The sequence below is a fragment of the Arsukibacterium sp. UBA5043 genome (genome assembly GCA_002415085.1).
In the GTDB taxonomy this organism is placed as follows: domain Bacteria; phylum Pseudomonadota; class Gammaproteobacteria; order Enterobacterales; family Alteromonadaceae; genus Alishewanella.
This window is the reverse complement of the sequence record DIBV01000017.1, coordinates 481,346-497,412: the sequence shown is the minus strand read 5'-3', so window position 1 is coordinate 497,412 and position 16,067 is coordinate 481,346. Positions and strand designations below refer to the sequence as shown.

The following is a 16,067-nucleotide window of genomic DNA, read 5'->3' as shown; positions in this document are numbered from 1 at the left end:
CCCGGCTGCTTACTGCGCCGGGCTTTTTCTTTTTATTAATCCGGATAGAATAAAGTAACACGATCAGACAGGAGCGACACTTTGGCATTTTTAATGGAATATGGCATGTTTTTGGCGAAAGCGGCCACTATTGTTTTTGCGATAGGGCTAATTGTGGGCATTGTGGTGAATGCCAGCCATAAACCGAAAATCAAAAAGGGCCAGTTGGAGTTTACTGATTTAAGTAAACATTACCGGCTGCAAACGGCAGAATTACAACAGCGGTTATTGGATAAAAAAGCATTTAAGCAATGGCAGAAAGCGCAGCAAAAGCAACTGAAACAACAGCCCGGAGAGTTACCGTGTTTATTTGTGCTTGAGTTCAACGGATCCATGGATGCGAGGGAGACGGAGTCATTAAGGGAAGAGGTTACCGCCGTGCTCGCTATCGCTAAGCCAAATGATGAAGTTATCTTGCGTCTGGAAAGCGGGGGTGGAGTAGTACATGGTTATGGACTGGCAGCCTCGCAACTTGACCGGCTACGTCAGCAGAATATCTCTCTAACTGTGGCGGTAGATAAAGTTGCTGCAAGTGGTGGTTATATGATGGCGTGCATCGGTAATAAAATTATTGCCGCACCTTTTGCGATATTAGGGTCAATCGGGGTAATTGCTCAACTGCCAAACTTTCACAAATTGTTGCAGAAAAATCACGTTGATTTTGAACAGTTTACGGCAGGTGAGTTTAAGCGGACGGTGACCTTGTTCGGTGAAAATACCGATAAAGGCAGACAGAAATTTCAGCAGGAGCTTGAACAAACCCATGGCTTGTTTAAAAGCTTTGTACAGCAGCATCGACCACAGCTCGATGTCTCGCGGGTTGCAACGGGCGAACATTGGTTTGGCTATCAGGCCCTGGACTTACAATTAGTTGACCTGATCCAAACCAGTGACGATTATCTGATGACTAAATTATCAACTCATCGGCTGTTTAAGGTAACGTATCAGCTGAAAAAAGGCCTGGCTGAGAAAGTGGGTATGGGTTCAGCAAACGTGCTGTCGCTCTGGTGGCAGAAACTGATGCAACAGAGTTGGCTGCGCTAAGTATCTTTCGGATAAAAAAACAGGCCTGTCCAGGCCTGTTTTTTTACTCTGCCACGTGTTACTGACGTAAATGATGGAAATCAACTTTCTCGTCTTTCATACCAGCATTGATATCATCAAATGTCGCCTGATCAAATTGCTTTTCACTTTTACCAACGATACAAGAAACCATGGCATCACCCGTGACATTTACGGCGGTGCGGGTCATATCTAACAGCCTGTCGACCCCAATGATTAAGGCAATACCTTCCACCGGCAGGCCAACTTGCTGTAATACCATCGCCAGCATAATCAAGCCAACCCCAGGGACACCTGCAGTGCCGATAGAGGCCAGTGTCGCAGTCAGAATAACCATCAGATAATCTGCAATAGTCAGATCAACCAGATAAACCTGGGCAATAAATACCGTAGCCACACCCTGCATTATCGCCGTGCCATCCATATTAATGGTGGCACCCAATGGCACAGTAAAAGAGGCGATGCTATTTTTAACGCCCAGTTTCTTTGTCACGGTTTCCATCGTAACCGGCATGGTCGCATTACTGCTGGAGGTACTAAAGCCAAACAATGCTGCATCGCGCATCTTACGCAGAAAGATAAACGGATTTAAGCCGGTTAATAGTTTCAAAATAATACTGTAACTGAGCAAGCCGTGGATAATAAGTACCGTCAGCACTACCCCAAAATACATTGCCAGACTTTTAATTGTTTCAAAACCCAGGGTGGTAAATAACTTTGCCATCAGGAAGAACACACCATAAGGGGCCAGGTTCATCAGAATGGTGACCAGTTTCATTATCACTTCACTCAGGTCATTAAACACGGCAGCCAGCCTTTCACCAGGCTTGCCGCTAAGCGCCATGGCTAAGCCAAATAATACCGCGAAGACAATTACTTGCAGCATATTGCCCTGAGCCATTGATTCAATAGGGTTACTGGGAAAAATATCGATAAATACCTGCGCAAGCGAGGGGGCTTCTGATACGTCAAAATTGGCATCAGATTGGCGCTCTACACCTTTACCAGGACCAACCACTAATGCCGCTGTCATGGCCAGACTAATGGCAATCGCGGTGGTGATAAGATACAAGCCAATCGTTTTACCACCGAGTCGTCCCAATGTAGAAGTATCCGATAAAGAACAGGTACCGCAAACCAGTGAAACAAAAACTAACGGTACAACAAGCATTTTTAAACTGGCTATAAAAATTTCACCGCCAGCATGGAAGACGCCGTCTACAAAAAAGGCTTTAAGTGGCAATGCCATACCAAACAAAGTCAGGACCCGCTCTTCCTGTCCGGCTAAAATAGCTTTAAAAAAGAAACCGACTAAGATACCGGCAATCATGCCAATAACGATACGGGCAGTTAATCCCATCTTTTTATTATTGCTCATTGTTTTAGTTATATATCAGTGTTGAATGTGCACAAGACTATCAGTTTGCAGGGCTATTGGGCAGGCTTGATAAAAATTTTTTTAAAAATTGCTGTGACGTAGTGATAATTAATGGTTTAAGATGCAATTAACAAAAACTATATATAAAAACAGCTAGGGAGAGTTTTCATGCGAAACATCCGGCAACTACTTGTTGCATTAATGATTACATCGCTGGCCGCCTGCGGCGGCGGCGGTACCTTGGACAACAGCGGTGGCGGGACAGGTGGTGGTTCAGGTGGCAACACTCCGGTGTTTACACTTGCTGTTACCCTGACCAATGCAGCTGGTACCGAGTCAAATAACTTATCGCAAGACACGCCTTTGGTGGTTACCGCAACTTTAAGTGCAACCAACGATGGCAATGTCGCCAATCGACTGATCAGTTTTGAAGTGTCTGGTGAAGGGCTTGCCACACTGGGTAATGATGCCGGCTCAGCGTCAACCAACGCTGATGGTGTAGCAACGATTCCACTGAACGTGGGCAATCGTTCCGGGGCAGGTCAGGTAACGGCAACCTTTGGTGAAGTTTCTGCCAGTGCGGTATTTAATTCTGCAGGAGACGGTGGTGAGCAGGTTGATATTACTATTGGCTCAGTAGCACTTATCGCCGATACATTGCAATTGGGCACCGGTGCGTCGAGCAAAGTTGAATTAACGGCACTGGTTCGTGATTCGAATAATGTCGTGTTGGCTGATGTGCCAGTCACGTTTTCTTCTGATTCCGGTGAGTTAGTGCAGATTGATAGTGTGACCGGCGCAAATGGCGTAGCCAAAGCAACCTTGACATCGCAAACCAATAAAAGTAACCGTGATGTATTGGTTACTGCACGGGTACAACAGCAAACATCTCAATTAATTGTTGCGGTTGTCGGCACAAATATTGAAATTGCAGCACCAATCTCTGTAGTATTAGCTGATACCTCAGCTATTGATTTGTTCCTTACCGACGCAAACGATATCGGCATTCAGGGCACTGAAATCGAAGTGGTCTCGGCATTGGGAAACACGCTCAGTGATACTAGCCCTGTTACAGTCGGTAGCGCTGGTAAAGCCAGCCTTACCTATACTGCTACCAACAGTGGCACCGATACTCTGACGGTTACTGCATTGGGTGTAACAAGCAGTGCCACTATTAACATCAGTGCTGATGAGTTTTCGTTTTTAGCGATGGTTAATACCGACGGAAATTTACCAGGCGATCCGATACAGGAAGTTCCTGTTAGTAGTGCTCAAGAAGTGATAGTGGAGTGGAAAGTTAACGGCGTGCCGCCGGCTGTTTCACCCGTTGTCTTTAACACTACCCGTGGTGCTATCGCTGATACAGCAGATAATTTGGCAAGTGGTGTGACATATACTGACTCAACTGACGTTGAAGGTAAGGCGAGTGCTTTTATCCGTTCTGAGTTTGCCGGACTTGCGACAATTAGCGCGCTAGGTGGAGATGAAGATGATTATCAGGTGAGCTCTAACAAAGTGGTCGAGTTCGTTGCGAATAATCCAACAAAAATTGAAACTCAGGCATTCCCGGCTCAAGTAGGTTCTGGTGAATCTAGCGCCATTCGAGCAATTGTGCGGGATAATAAAAATAATCCTGTTAAAAACGAAATGGTTGTTTTTTCTTTGGATAACTCTGCTGGTGGTGTAATCAGCACGGGTACTGCACAAACAAACTCTCAAGGGATCGCGTCTACCGTGTTCACCGCAGATGCCGCCACAGGCGCAGGTGTTGACAGTGAAAACTTAGTGATACGTGCTTCTCTAGCTGCAAATAATGGGATTTTTGACGAAACAGATATCGCAGTTGGTGAGCGGACACTCTTCTTCCGTTTTGGTACTGGCAACGTGATTAAAAAGCCATCTGACAGTACTTATTCAAAAGAATTTTCAATTATAGTTACAGACAGCTCTGGTAACCCTGTTTCTAATCAAGCTTTAAATGTTGCCATTGTTCCAACAGGCTACCGTAAGGGTTTTTGGGTTGAGAGCCCACCAGCACCAGCAGCTTTTAAACAATGGGTGACTAATGTTACAGCAAATTGTGACAATGAAGATGCAAATCTAAATGGCATACTTGACCCGCTTTTTGATTCAGATGGAGCCGTTATTCCAGGTACTGGAGAAGATACGAATGGTGACGGTCAGTTAACTCCAGGAAACGTTGCGGCTGCGCCCCAGACAGTAACTGCCGATGAGAGCGGGATAGCGACATTTATCATAACTTATCCACAAGACTATGGCGCATGGATCGATGTTAGATTGCAGGTAAGCGGTTTTGCTGCAGGAACAGAAAATGTCGCATCCAGAAGTTATGGTTTGCCAGTTGCTTCTGAGGATCTTACAACTGAAACATCCAGGCCACCAGCTAACCCATTAGGTTCAGCTGGAAGTTGTGCGATAGCAGATTAATTGTTAAGCACAAAAAAAGGGAGCTGATTCAGCTCCCTTTTTTATATTTTTTAAACTTAACGCTGGAAAGTGTAAACCGAACCTAAGTTCAAAATCTGGGTCAGTTCATCCAGGGCAGCTCTTGACTCCGTCAGCAGCGTTGGGTCAGCTAAATCAGCTTCAGAAATCTGGTCGCGGTAATGCTTATCAACCCAACTGTTCAGTGTGGCGAAAAGCTTGTCGTTCATTAGTACGTTTGGATTCACCGCCTGACGTTCCTGCTCACTTAAAGCAACCCGCAAGCGTAAACAGGCGGGGCCACCACCATTGCGCATGCTTTGTTTAACGTCATAATAATGCACATGCTTAATCGGCGTGCCACGACCAGTCAATTCAGCCAGGTAACGGCTGACAGCCGGGTTGTCCTGGCATTCAGTGGGAGCAATTATCGCCATTTCGCCACTGGCCAAAGTAACTACCTGAGTATTAAACAAATAGGTATTGATGGCGTCCTGCACCGACACTTCGTTGTCATTAACTTCTATCAGGAACAGCTCACTGTCATTGCCAAACTTGCGCTTGAGCTCATCCAGTTTAGTTTGCGTATCCACAAACGCTTGTTGGTGATAAAACAGTACATTCTGATTACCTACGGCGATAACGTCGTTATGAAATACGCCCTGATCAATCACCTCGGGGTTTTGTTGCACATAGACTACATTGTCATTACTTAACCCATGTAAGCGTGCGACGGCCTCACAGGCTTCGAGTGTATGGCGGGCCGGAAAGCGTTTAGGTGCAGCCTTAGCGTTATCGAACGCATAACGACCAAACACAAACATCTCCACACCTTTTTTGCTGTAGCTGCTGCATAATCTGGTATGATTCGCCGCACCCTCGTCGCCGAAATGGTCGTTATCGGGCAGATGCTGGTGATGGGCAAAGTGTTTCGGATCGGCAAACATCGCTTGTAATATTCTGCCGGTAGTCTGAGGCTCCAGGGAGCGGTGGAACTTATTGGTTAAGTTTGCCGGGGTAAAATGTACTTTATTATCGGCAGTATCAGCGCTGGGCGAAATCGTCGCGGCATTGGCAGTCCACATGCTTGACGCAGAACACACCGCCCGAAAAACGGCAGGTGCTTGTTTTGCCGCTGCAGCAATGATGTCACTGTCTGAACCGGTAAAACCGAGTCGGCGTAAAGTGTAGACGTCGGGGCGTTCTTGCGGAGCCAGTACGCCTTGCACTAAACCTAAGTCATGCAGAGCCTTCATTTTCTGCAAACCTTGCTTGGCGGCTTGTTTTGGGCTGGAAGTGTTGTTAGCGTTAGATAAAGAGGCAACATTACCGACTGACAAGCCGGCATAGTTATGGGTTGGTCCTACCAGACCATCGAAATTTGCTTCAAAGTACTTCATTTTTGCTTTATATCCTTCTGTTGGAAGGGGCACTGTTTTTATTGTTATTGCGGCCGCTTATGTTTTTTTATGCTTCATTGAGGAGTTGGCTATCAAATAGCCGCTGGGTCTGTAAAATGACCCGGATTGCATAATAATGAGTTTATTCACTTGTCACAACTGCGGTTTGCGGATATATGTTAAAAAAGGGCGGCCAAAAGGCGGCTTCAGTTTGGGAATTCAGGTTTTAAGATGGCGAAATCACTGGTAATAGTCGAATCACCGGCAAAAGCAAAGACAATTAATAAATACTTAGGAAACGACTACGTCGTTAAATCGAGTGTAGGCCACATCCGCGATCTGCCTACCAGCAGTAGCAAAGATAAAAGCCGAACTACCGATAAGAGCCTGAGTAAAGAGCAAAAAGAGTATAAAGCTCTGGTTGATCGGATGGGGATAGATCCGGCTCATGGCTGGCAGGCCCGCTATGAAATTTTGCCCGGTAAAGAAAAGGTCGTAAAAGAACTTAAAGCGCTTGCTGAAAAGGCTGATACGGTTTATCTGGCAACGGATTTGGACCGGGAGGGAGAAGCAATAGCCTGGCACTTGCAGGAAATTATTGGCGGCCAACCGGAGAAGTTTAAGCGGGTTGTGTTTAACGAAATTACTAAGTCTGCCATTACCAACGCCTTTGTTGAGCCAGGAAAAGTTAATGTTGACCAGGTTAATGCCCAGCAAGCTCGCCGGTTTTTAGATCGGGTGGTGGGGTTTATGGTGTCTCCTCTGCTATGGAAAAAAGTGGCACGTGGCTTATCGGCGGGCCGGGTGCAATCCGTTGCAGTGCGTTTAGTCGTCGAACGTGAGCGGGAGATAAAGGCGTTTGTACCGGAAGAATACTGGACACTTGCCGCCGACACGTTAACTGCTGCCAGTAAGCCTTTGCTGCTGGATGTTGTCAGGGAAAATGGTAAGGCATTTAAGCCTGTCAATAAGCAACAAGCGGATGCTGCGGTAAAACGGTTACAAGACGCTACTTTTGAAATTAAAGAGCGTGAAGACAAGCCTAGCAGCAGTAAGCCCCAGGCGCCGTTTATTACTTCAACTCTGCAACAGGCAGCGAGTACCCGTTTGGGTTATGGCGTAAAGAAAACCATGATGCTGGCGCAGCGGCTGTACGAAGCTGGCCATATTACTTATATGCGTACCGATTCGACCAATCTGAGCTCTGAAGCGGTAGGGGCGTGTCGTGACTATATTAGCAATAAATTTGGTAAAGATTATTTGACCGCTGAGCCAATAAGTTATGGCAGCAAGGCCAATGCTCAGGAAGCACACGAAGCCGTTCGCCCTTCAAATGTGGCAGTATTAGCCAGTGATCTTGCCGATATGGAAGCCGACGCCCGTAAATTGTATGAGCTGATCTGGCGCCAGTTTGTTGCTTGTCAAATGCCGCCGGCACAGTATGACGTGACTAACATTACGGTAGCCGCCGCAGATTTTGAATTAAAAGCCAAAGGCAGAGTATTACGGTTTGATGGCTGGACCAGAGTGCAACCTGCGGTGAAACGTAAAGGTGAAGAAGACAGCGAGTTGCCCGATGTTAAACCGGGTCAGCAATTGCAATTACAGCAGTTACAAAGTGCCCAGCACTTTACCAAACCGGCCGCCCGATTCAGTGAAGCCAGTCTGGTTAAAGAGTTAGAGAAACGGGGTATTGGCCGGCCTTCTACTTATGCCGCTATTATCTCCACCATTCAGGACAGAGGTTATGTCCGGGTAGAAAATAAACGGTTTTATGCCGAGAAAATGGGCGAAATAGTCACCGATCGTCTGGTAGAAAATTTCGACGATTTAATGAACTACGATTTTACCGCCACCATGGAGTTAACCCTGGACGACATCGCCAAAGGGCAGCGACAGTGGCGCAAAGAGCTGGACAATTTTTATAGTGGTTTCTCTGATAAATTAAAAACAGCAGAGCAGGATCATGAGCAGGGTGGCATGCGTGCCAATCAGTTCGTGTTAACCGATATTGACTGTCCCAGCTGTGGCCGGAAAATGGGGATCCGTACGGCTTCCACCGGCGTGTTCCTGGGGTGTTCTGGGTATAACCTGCCACCTAAAGAGCGCTGTACTACCACCATGAACTTGCTGCCAGGTGATGAAGCAGTGAAAGTCACGGATGAAGATGAGCTGGAAACCGAAGCGCTGCGTCAGAAAAAGCGCTGCGCCAAATGCGGCACCGCCATGGACAGCTACCTGATTGACGAGCAACGTAAGTTGCATGTGTGTGGTAATAATCCCGAATGCGATGGCTATGAGCTGGAAACAGGTAACTTTAAAATAAAAGGTTACGAGGGCCCGCTGATAGAATGCGATAAATGTGGCAGCGATATGCAGCTGAAGTCGGGTCGTTTTGGTAAATATTTTGGCTGCACGAACAGTGAATGCAAAAACACCCGTAAATTGTTGCGCAGTGGCGAAGCGGCACCACCTAAAGAAGATCCGGTTCACTTACCGGAATTGAAATGCGAGAAATCTGACGCTCATTTTGTGTTACGTGACGGTGCTGCCGGCGTGTTTCTCGCTGCTTCAACGTTTCCCAAGTCCAGGGAAACCAGAGCACCATTGGTCAGCGAGCTGAAAACGTACCGGGATCGGATCTCTGAGAAGTTTTACTATCTGGCAGATGCCCCGCTTAAAGATAAAGAGGGCAACCCCAGTATTGTGCGCTGGAGCCGTAAAACCAAGCAACAATACGTTATGACCGAAAAAGAGGGTAAAGCCACAGGTTGGGCTGCCTGGTATGAAAACGGAAAGTGGGTCGTATCAACCAAGGATAAACCAGCAACCAAATAGTCATTAATCTGCAATAAAAAATGGCACCTCGAGGTGCCATTTTTATTGCTTACTATTTGGTGCCTACCATTTACGTTTTGGCGCGAACAACTCGTCGATATCTTTGTTTTCTTTTTCTTCTTTCTTTTCCCGATCTCTCAGATTGCCTGCTTTTAGTTCAGTAGCAATGTCTTCCAGAGTCTGCGTTACTTCGGCTTTACGATTTATCACATATTCATCGGGATGAGCACTGCCATTTAACGAGGTAAGGGCTTTTTCAAAATATTGGCGGGCTGAGCCAAGCATGTTGTTACTGCGCGCTTGCTTACCACGTTTAATCTGACTTTCGACATTAATTCGTAATTGCAGAATTTCTAAGCGCTTATCTTCAGCGACCACGGCAGAGGTATCAATGTTACCTCTGGCATGTTCACTGCGAAGTGTAGTGCGTAATTTTTTGATACCGCGGATCAAACCAATCAGCTGCTGATCGTTATCCGGCAGGGTCAGGTTGTCAGTCGTTGCCTGATCTGCGGCAACGGGTTCTTTCAATCTGTTTTCGATTTCCTGCAAGCGTTGCTTTAGCTCGCGGGTACCAGGATCCAGCTCTACCATAGCCCGCAGTGCAAAAGCGCTGCGTTTTAACAGCATATTGGAAAGGGCTGGGGTCAGTGGCACATTAGCCGCATTAATTAGCATATCTTCAGTATCATCAAGCATATGGCGTAACTTGGTAAACTCAGCCCGTTTCAGGCTGGCTATCTTAGCTTTGTGTTGTTGTACTACGTTAACGACAACAGCAATAATCACCAAAGCTACAATAAGCGAGATGATAAGGGGTAACAGCATGCAGACCTCATAACGGATACGCGTTTATAAATTATAGTAATCTGATTTGATGATAATGAACAGGTTTGTGCATATCAGGGCAACGTTAAACTGAAACTTCCACCCGATAACCCACCATTATTTTGCAACGTCACCTGGCCGCGCTGGTTTTTATTGTGGTGCGCCCGGGCAATTAATTTAGCAAAAAAAATTCCAAGCCCGGTATGACCATGTCGTAAATCAAGCTTATGCATAGCAGGGTTGGCATTATCCAGCATAAAATCAGGAAAGCCAGGCCCGTCATCCGCCACTTCTATCAAAAGCATACCTTTTGTCATCTCAGCACTTAACATAATTCGCCGGTTGCTGTAGCGCAACGCATTGGCGATAGCATCATTGAGGACATTCAGAACCAGATCACGGTCAAAAAACCAGTTTAAGTTGTCGTCAACACGAATGACAACCTCAATACTCTGCTGAGTTGCAAAATACTGGTTTTTCAACAGCAGTTCTTCAAACAGCTCGCTAAGGTAATGCTGGTCGATTTGTACCGGAAGTTGCTGTCGGTCCAGACGATATAACGAGAGTAGCTGTAATAAATTGGAATTGAGCCGGTTTGCTTCATAATTAAGCCTCGCCAGTTCTTCGCGGGCGTTATCAGACAACTTGTTACCTTCTGCCTGGATCAGTTCTGCTGACTGAATAACCATCCAAAGCGAGTTCTTCATATCATGAACACTGCACGCCAACACGGTGGCAAAGTCAATTTCTAAAGTGCTATCCATAACGGCTCCGGGGTTTGACGATAAAGGCTGTCAGTAAATTGTTAATTTTCTTTGCTACTAAAAGTTATAGCATTGCCATTTATAAATATTAGTTGGAATATCTGACAAGACAGGTATATTGAACGGTGATCATTCTTTACCGGACCTGGGCCAGATGAAATTACAGCAATTGCGTTACATTGTTGAAGTGCTTAACCATAACTTAAATGTGTCGGCAACGGCAGAAAGCCTTTATACCTCGCAGCCAGGTATCAGTAAACAGGTAAGAATGCTCGAGGATGAATTGGGTATTCAGGTGTTTGGACGCAGCGGCAAGCATTTAACTCACGTTACTCCAGCAGGCAGGGATGTCATTGAAATAGCTCAGCAAATTTTGGCGAAAGTCGAAAGTATTAAAGCAGTTGCTAAAGAACATACCTTACCGGATCAGGGCAAGTTAAATATTGCCACAACTCATACTCAGGCCCGCTATGCGTTGCCACCGGTAATAAGCGGCTTTATGCAAAAATACCCTAAGGTGTCGTTGCATATGCATCAGGGCTCGCCACAACAAATCTCTGAGGCAGCGTCACGAGGTGAAGCTGATTTTGCTATTGCCACTGAAGCCCTGCATTTGTATGGCGATTTAGTGATGTTGCCTTGCTATCACTGGAACCGCAGCGTAATCGTCAGGCAGGATCATCCATTGGCTCAGCTTGGCCGCAAAATCGCGGTAGAAGATGTTGCCCAGCATCCTATCGTCACTTATGTCTTCGGCTTTACCGGCCGCTCAGAACTCGATCGTGCTTTTGCAGCAAAAGGATTAGAGCCTCGTATTGTATTTACAGCCACCGATGCTGATGTGCTGAAAACCTATGTCAGGTTAGGCTTAGGCGTCGGAGTTATTGCGTCGATGGCCATCGACCCGCAGTTAGATAAAGATCTGGTTGCCCTGGATGCCAGACACCTGTTTGAGGCATCAACTACCAAGATTGGTTTTAGAAAAGGCGCCTTTTTACGAACCTATATGTATGACTTTATCCACCGGTTTGCCCCGCATCTGACTAAAGACGTGGTCGAGCGGGCAAATTTACTGCGCAATCAGGAAGAAATAGACCTGATGTTTGATAAATTTGAATTACCGGTGCGCTAACCAGGTTACGCAATGAAAGCTTATGCCGCCAGTTGAACTAATTTTATTACTGCTAAGCCCGGTGTTTTTAATCTGTGTGGCGCTGGAGTGGCGTTTCGCAGTGTTACGCCAGCAAAACTGGTATAGCTGGCGTGATACCATGGCAAATGCCATGCTGGCGCTGCTGCATCAGGGCTCAGATATGCTGGCATTGTTGCTACTTATGCCATTTTTCTACTGGTTGCATCAGTTTAGCCTGTTTACGATTGAGTTGAGCACGCTCAACCTGCTGCTGGCATTCATTCTGCAAGACTTTCTGTATTACTGGTTTCATCGTGGCTCGCACCATGTTCGCTGGTTATGGGCATCGCATGTGGCGCATCACAGTTCTCGCTTTATGAATTTCAGTACAGCGTTTAGGCAAAGTCTTACGTATCCGATCTCGGGTATGTGGGTATTCTGGCTGCCAATGATACTAATCGGCTACGAGCCATTGCTGGTGTTTGCCGTGGTGGCACTTAATTTAGCGTTTCAGTTTTTCGTGCATACCCAGGCCATTGGCAAACTTGGCCTGATAGAGCATATTTTCAATACGCCATCGCATCACCGGGTACATCACGCCTGTAATCCTTTGTATATCGACCGTAATTTTGCCGGGGTACTCATTATCTGGGACAAGTTGTTTGGCACCTTCGTTGCTGAGCAAGCCAGCGAGCCCTGTCGGTACGGCATCACTGACGATTTTAACTCAACTAACCCGTTAACGATTACCTTCTATGAATGGCGGCGGATGTGGCAGGCGCTGCGCTGCAAAGAGCGTCAACAGAGCGCCTGGCAGGTGCTGCTGAAAATGCCGCCAAAGGTGCCAGCGAGCCCCATTGGAAAAGCACCAAAATAAGTTATAACTTCGGTGAAAAACCCACATGGCACTATGCTTTAATAAAGTTATATCACTCTGAAGTTATGTATGAAGACTGTTAAGCTTTAATTGTCTTTAATTGTCTTTAATTAGACTATTAACTATCGCTTTGAATGGCGAGCTGATTAAACCTCAATAAGCCTTAAACTATCAGCTTTACCAGCCAGGGTTACAAATAGCGATACCAATGAAACAGGATACCGACTAATGAAAACAACAAGTCGTTTTGCGCAGCGTCTGGGCTGGTTGTTGGACGAGAGCATTCCGCTACCCGGTGGCTATAAAATTGGTCTGGATGGGATAATTGGCTTAATACCAGGAATAGGTGACTTTATCAGCGGCCTGTTATCCAGCGCTATTATCTATAAAGCCCATCAATTAGGGGTACCGCGCATGATATTGGGAAAAATGATTATCAATATGATCATTGATACGGTAATTGGCGCTATTCCAATCGTCGGCGATTTGTTTGATTTCATCTGGAAATCAAATAGGCGCAATGTCGCTTTGCTGGAAGATTATCTGCAGCGACCTAACCAAGTTTACCGAAAATCAGTAGTGCAAAATATATTATTCGTCGTTGTGCTGCTTGGTATTCTGGTACTGACTGTCGCCTTTATCGTTTGGATCGTAGGCTTGCTTCTGGCGGCTATCAGACTTTAAACGCACAATGCAATGGAAAATAATGGTGAGGGTGTGATGTTCAGTATCAAAGTTGCAAACGCGCTTCTCTAAAAAAACTCCGGAATAAGTTACTGTCCCGACGAGCAAAAATATCAACTTGCACTAAGCTTGAATAAAGTCATAACACCCTGAGGTGATTTATGAAGTTTATCAAGCTTATATTTTCTTTAACTTTGCTGTTAACCATTATTTCCTGCAAACCGGTATCCGAACCTGAGTTAGCCGTGCCTGCAGAACCTTTAGCGCAACGAATGTCGGCGGTGCCACCGCAATGCGAGTTAACCATGGGCTTTGATGCATGGGAGCCCTATCAATATATGACCGTAGGCGATACGGTTACCGGACTCGATGTTGAGCTTGTCCGGGCGATTGCCGCAGAAATGCAGTGTGAATTAAATATTGTCCAGGGCAGTTGGGTTGAATTGCTGGGGTTGCTTAGAGACGGCGAGATAGATTTTGTGCTGGGCGCTTCAATTACCGAAGACAGGCAACGCTTTGCCTATTTCTCTGAGCCATACCGGCAAGAGCAATTTTCGCTGTATGTGCGGGCTGATGATATTGACCTGGATGTAAATAACATTGAGGAATTTATTAACGCCGGACACAAACTTGGCATTGTTAATGAGTACTACTACGGTGATGAAATTGCCGAATTATATGCGTCTGCTAAGTTCCGGCCTCAGTTTGTTGGCGCTATTATCAGTGAAATGAACATGGCCCGGTTGCTGGATGAAGAAATTGACGGTTTTCTGGAAGACAGCTTTGTCGCCGCCTCGATTTTGCGACGAAAAGGGTTGGATGAGCTGATTAAACCGCATCAGATTACTTTGGGCAATAATGATGTTTATGTGATGTTTAGCAAGGCCTCTGTCGAAGAGGAATTAGTGGCAGAGTTTAATCGCGGCCTGGCAGCAATTAAACAAAATGGCTTGTACCAGCAAATCGTCACGCGATACCAGGATTAACAGTGTTGCGTCGGAGCTGCCATATTGAAGTGACGACATAAAATGGCTGTGGTAAAACTGGCTTTCAGATAAAAACCGCGGGGCAGCGTCTGAATAGGTTCACCCGTGGCGCCAATCGCTGCGGTTAATGCTTTACTGTCGGCTGCCTTGGGCCTTAATTGTAACACCTTGCCATGGGCACCGCGGATGTTATCAATACCGCCCAGAGTAATGAGTTCCATCAATTCCTCCCAGTCCTGTTGCAGTGCCTGTTTTTCTTCCGCGGAAGGTTGCCACAAAAAGGCGGTCCCGATAATCCTTTCTGCCAGCGGAATTTGGCGTTCGGCCAAAATGGGTACCCAAAGTACATGCTGGAGTTTCTGGCAAATCCATGATTGCGGCCAGCTTTGGCTGGTAATGCCGGTTAGTGGTGCCACGCAGACATACGTGCTTTCCAGTGGTTTACCATGTTGATCGATAGGAAGAGTTTTTAATTCAATACCAAGTGCCGGGAAATCGGGTAATGCTTTGGAGCCTGCTTCTGCCCCTAACGCCAATTCAATTAACTGACCAACCCAGCCTTTATCCCGCCTTAAATCGGCAGGTATATTTACCTTTAGCTGTTCAGCCAACTGGCCAAGGGTCAGGCCAGCAATGGTCTGGCTGCGCGCTAGTAATTGTTCAGCGGTTTTTAACGGGGTGTGTTCCAAAAGTTGTTCGCCGTAAGATGCGGTTGCAATCACGGCTTACCCTAGCACCTTTTTGTCGCTGATGCTGCTTAAAAACGCAGCAAACTAACTTATGCACATGCTGAAAAATCGCGTAGTTGACAAGAGTATCTTATAACTTGTTGTATATATTCAGTTAAGCGTCGTATTTTTGGCTTGGGTTTTATCATGTTCTAGCGTTATCCCATAGTCTTGCGCACCTTAACAACAGTTTTATCCACAGAGTCTGTGAAGAAGTTCACATAGGGCGGCTATGGCAAAGTGTAAATGTGGATAACTTTGCTGAAATTATCCAGCTATCGCTTATGAAATTCCGTTTGCTGTAACCGCTACTTTGTGAAAGAATCTTTGTTATAGCAGAAATAGACTCGCTAGAGGTTTGTGTGATCGATGCCGAAGGTTTTCGGGCCAATGTCGGCATAGTGATTTGTAACACCCAGGGACAGGTGTTTTGGGCGAAAAGATACGGCCAGCATTCCTGGCAATACCCACAGGGTGGTATTGATGATGGCGAAACGCCAGAACAAGCCATGTTTCGCGAATTGCACGAGGAAGTTGGGCTTCGGCCTGAGGATGTAGAAATAATCAGTGTTACCAAACACTGGTTGCGCTATAAACTTCCAAAAAGATTAATTCGTAAAGACAGTAACCCTGTGTGTATCGGGCAAAAGCAAAAATGGTTTTTGTTGCGTTTGACCTGTCGGGAAGAAGATGTAAATCTGGCTGTAACAACGCATCCTGAGTTCGATAACTGGCGCTGGGTCAGTTATTGGTATCCGGTGCGTCAGGTCGTGGCTTTTAAACGAGAAGTGTATCGTAAAGTCATGCGTGAGTTTGCCCCGGTTGCTTTGCCGTTTACCCGCAAAGATGTTAAGAAAAAATACTAAACAGAAATATTAAATTTGCTAAAACCGACAGTACAATGAG

General features: G+C 46.1%; 13 protein-coding genes. 8 read left to right on the top strand and 5 right to left on the bottom strand.

What is annotated here, in order from left to right; all coding sequences use genetic code 11:
* Positions 1–81 precede the first annotated feature (81 nt).
* Positions 82–1,083: a protease SohB gene (gene sohB / locus B2Q61_RS16210; RefSeq protein WP_290617670.1), complete on the top strand. Its 1,002-nt coding sequence runs from the start codon at positions 82–84 to the stop codon at positions 1,081–1,083.
* Between the two features lie 58 nt (positions 1,084–1,141).
* Here the strand turns inward: sohB and B2Q61_RS16205 are convergent, their stop codons facing one another.
* Entirely contained in the window at positions 1,142–2,479 is a 1,338-nt protein-coding gene (locus B2Q61_RS16205; RefSeq protein WP_290617668.1) for a dicarboxylate/amino acid:cation symporter, read from the bottom strand.
* A 168-nt stretch (positions 2,480–2,647) separates the two neighbouring features.
* Between B2Q61_RS16205 and B2Q61_RS16200 the strand changes: the two genes are divergently transcribed.
* On the top strand, positions 2,648–4,927 hold the full coding sequence (locus B2Q61_RS16200) for an Ig-like domain-containing protein (protein ID WP_290617666.1): 2,280 nt from the start codon (positions 2,648–2,650) through the stop codon (positions 4,925–4,927).
* Positions 4,928–4,983: 56 nt separating this feature from the next.
* On the opposite strand, the gene astB is transcribed toward B2Q61_RS16200, so the two are convergent.
* A complete protein-coding gene (astB, locus tag B2Q61_RS16195; RefSeq protein ID WP_290617664.1) occupies positions 4,984–6,324 on the bottom strand; it encodes an N-succinylarginine dihydrolase in 1,341 nt (446 codons plus the stop codon).
* A gap of 231 nt (positions 6,325–6,555) precedes the next feature.
* Here astB and topA point away from each other — a divergent pair, with 231 nt between their 5' ends.
* A complete protein-coding gene (gene topA, locus B2Q61_RS16190) occupies positions 6,556–9,162 on the top strand; it encodes a type I DNA topoisomerase (RefSeq protein WP_290617662.1) in 2,607 nt (868 codons plus the stop codon).
* Between the two features lie 63 nt (positions 9,163–9,225).
* Here topA and B2Q61_RS16185 read toward each other — a convergent pair whose 3' ends face one another.
* Together B2Q61_RS16185 and B2Q61_RS16180 are read right to left on the bottom strand one after the other, a co-directional pair.
* Positions 9,226–9,990 (bottom strand): hypothetical protein, encoded by a 765-nt coding sequence (locus B2Q61_RS16185; protein ID WP_290617660.1) that lies wholly within the window; start codon positions 9,988–9,990, stop codon positions 9,226–9,228.
* 74 nt (positions 9,991–10,064) lie between these two features.
* Positions 10,065–10,754 (bottom strand): sensor histidine kinase, encoded by a 690-nt coding sequence (locus B2Q61_RS16180; protein ID WP_290617658.1) that lies wholly within the window; start codon positions 10,752–10,754, stop codon positions 10,065–10,067.
* A 154-nt stretch (positions 10,755–10,908) separates the two neighbouring features.
* Here B2Q61_RS16180 and cysB point away from each other — a divergent pair, with 154 nt between their 5' ends.
* The 4 genes from cysB (at position 10,909) to B2Q61_RS16160 (ending at position 14,433) form a co-directional block, all read left to right on the top strand.
* Positions 10,909–11,886 (top strand): HTH-type transcriptional regulator CysB, encoded by a 978-nt coding sequence (cysB, locus tag B2Q61_RS16175; RefSeq protein ID WP_290617656.1) that lies wholly within the window; start codon positions 10,909–10,911, stop codon positions 11,884–11,886.
* A gap of 22 nt (positions 11,887–11,908) precedes the next feature.
* A complete protein-coding gene (locus tag B2Q61_RS16170; protein ID WP_290617654.1) occupies positions 11,909–12,763 on the top strand; it encodes a sterol desaturase family protein in 855 nt (284 codons plus the stop codon).
* 228 nt (positions 12,764–12,991) lie between these two features.
* A complete protein-coding gene (locus B2Q61_RS16165) occupies positions 12,992–13,447 on the top strand; it encodes a DUF4112 domain-containing protein (RefSeq protein WP_290617652.1) in 456 nt (151 codons plus the stop codon).
* Between the two features lie 161 nt (positions 13,448–13,608).
* Complete coding sequence (locus tag B2Q61_RS16160) at positions 13,609–14,433, top strand: substrate-binding periplasmic protein (protein ID WP_290617650.1); 825 nt, start codon at positions 13,609–13,611, stop codon at positions 14,431–14,433.
* On the opposite strand, the gene mutH is transcribed toward B2Q61_RS16160, so the two are convergent.
* Positions 14,430–15,155: a DNA mismatch repair endonuclease MutH gene (gene mutH, locus B2Q61_RS16155; RefSeq protein WP_349678765.1), complete on the bottom strand. Its 726-nt coding sequence runs from the start codon at positions 15,153–15,155 to the stop codon at positions 14,430–14,432. The two genes, B2Q61_RS16160 and mutH, sit on opposite strands and share 4 nt — an antisense overlap.
* A 368-nt stretch (positions 15,156–15,523) precedes the next feature.
* Here mutH and rppH point away from each other — a divergent pair, with 368 nt between their 5' ends.
* Positions 15,524–16,027 (top strand): RNA pyrophosphohydrolase, encoded by a 504-nt coding sequence (gene rppH, locus B2Q61_RS16150; RefSeq protein ID WP_290614620.1) that lies wholly within the window; start codon positions 15,524–15,526, stop codon positions 16,025–16,027.
* Positions 16,028–16,067 lie beyond the last annotated feature (40 nt).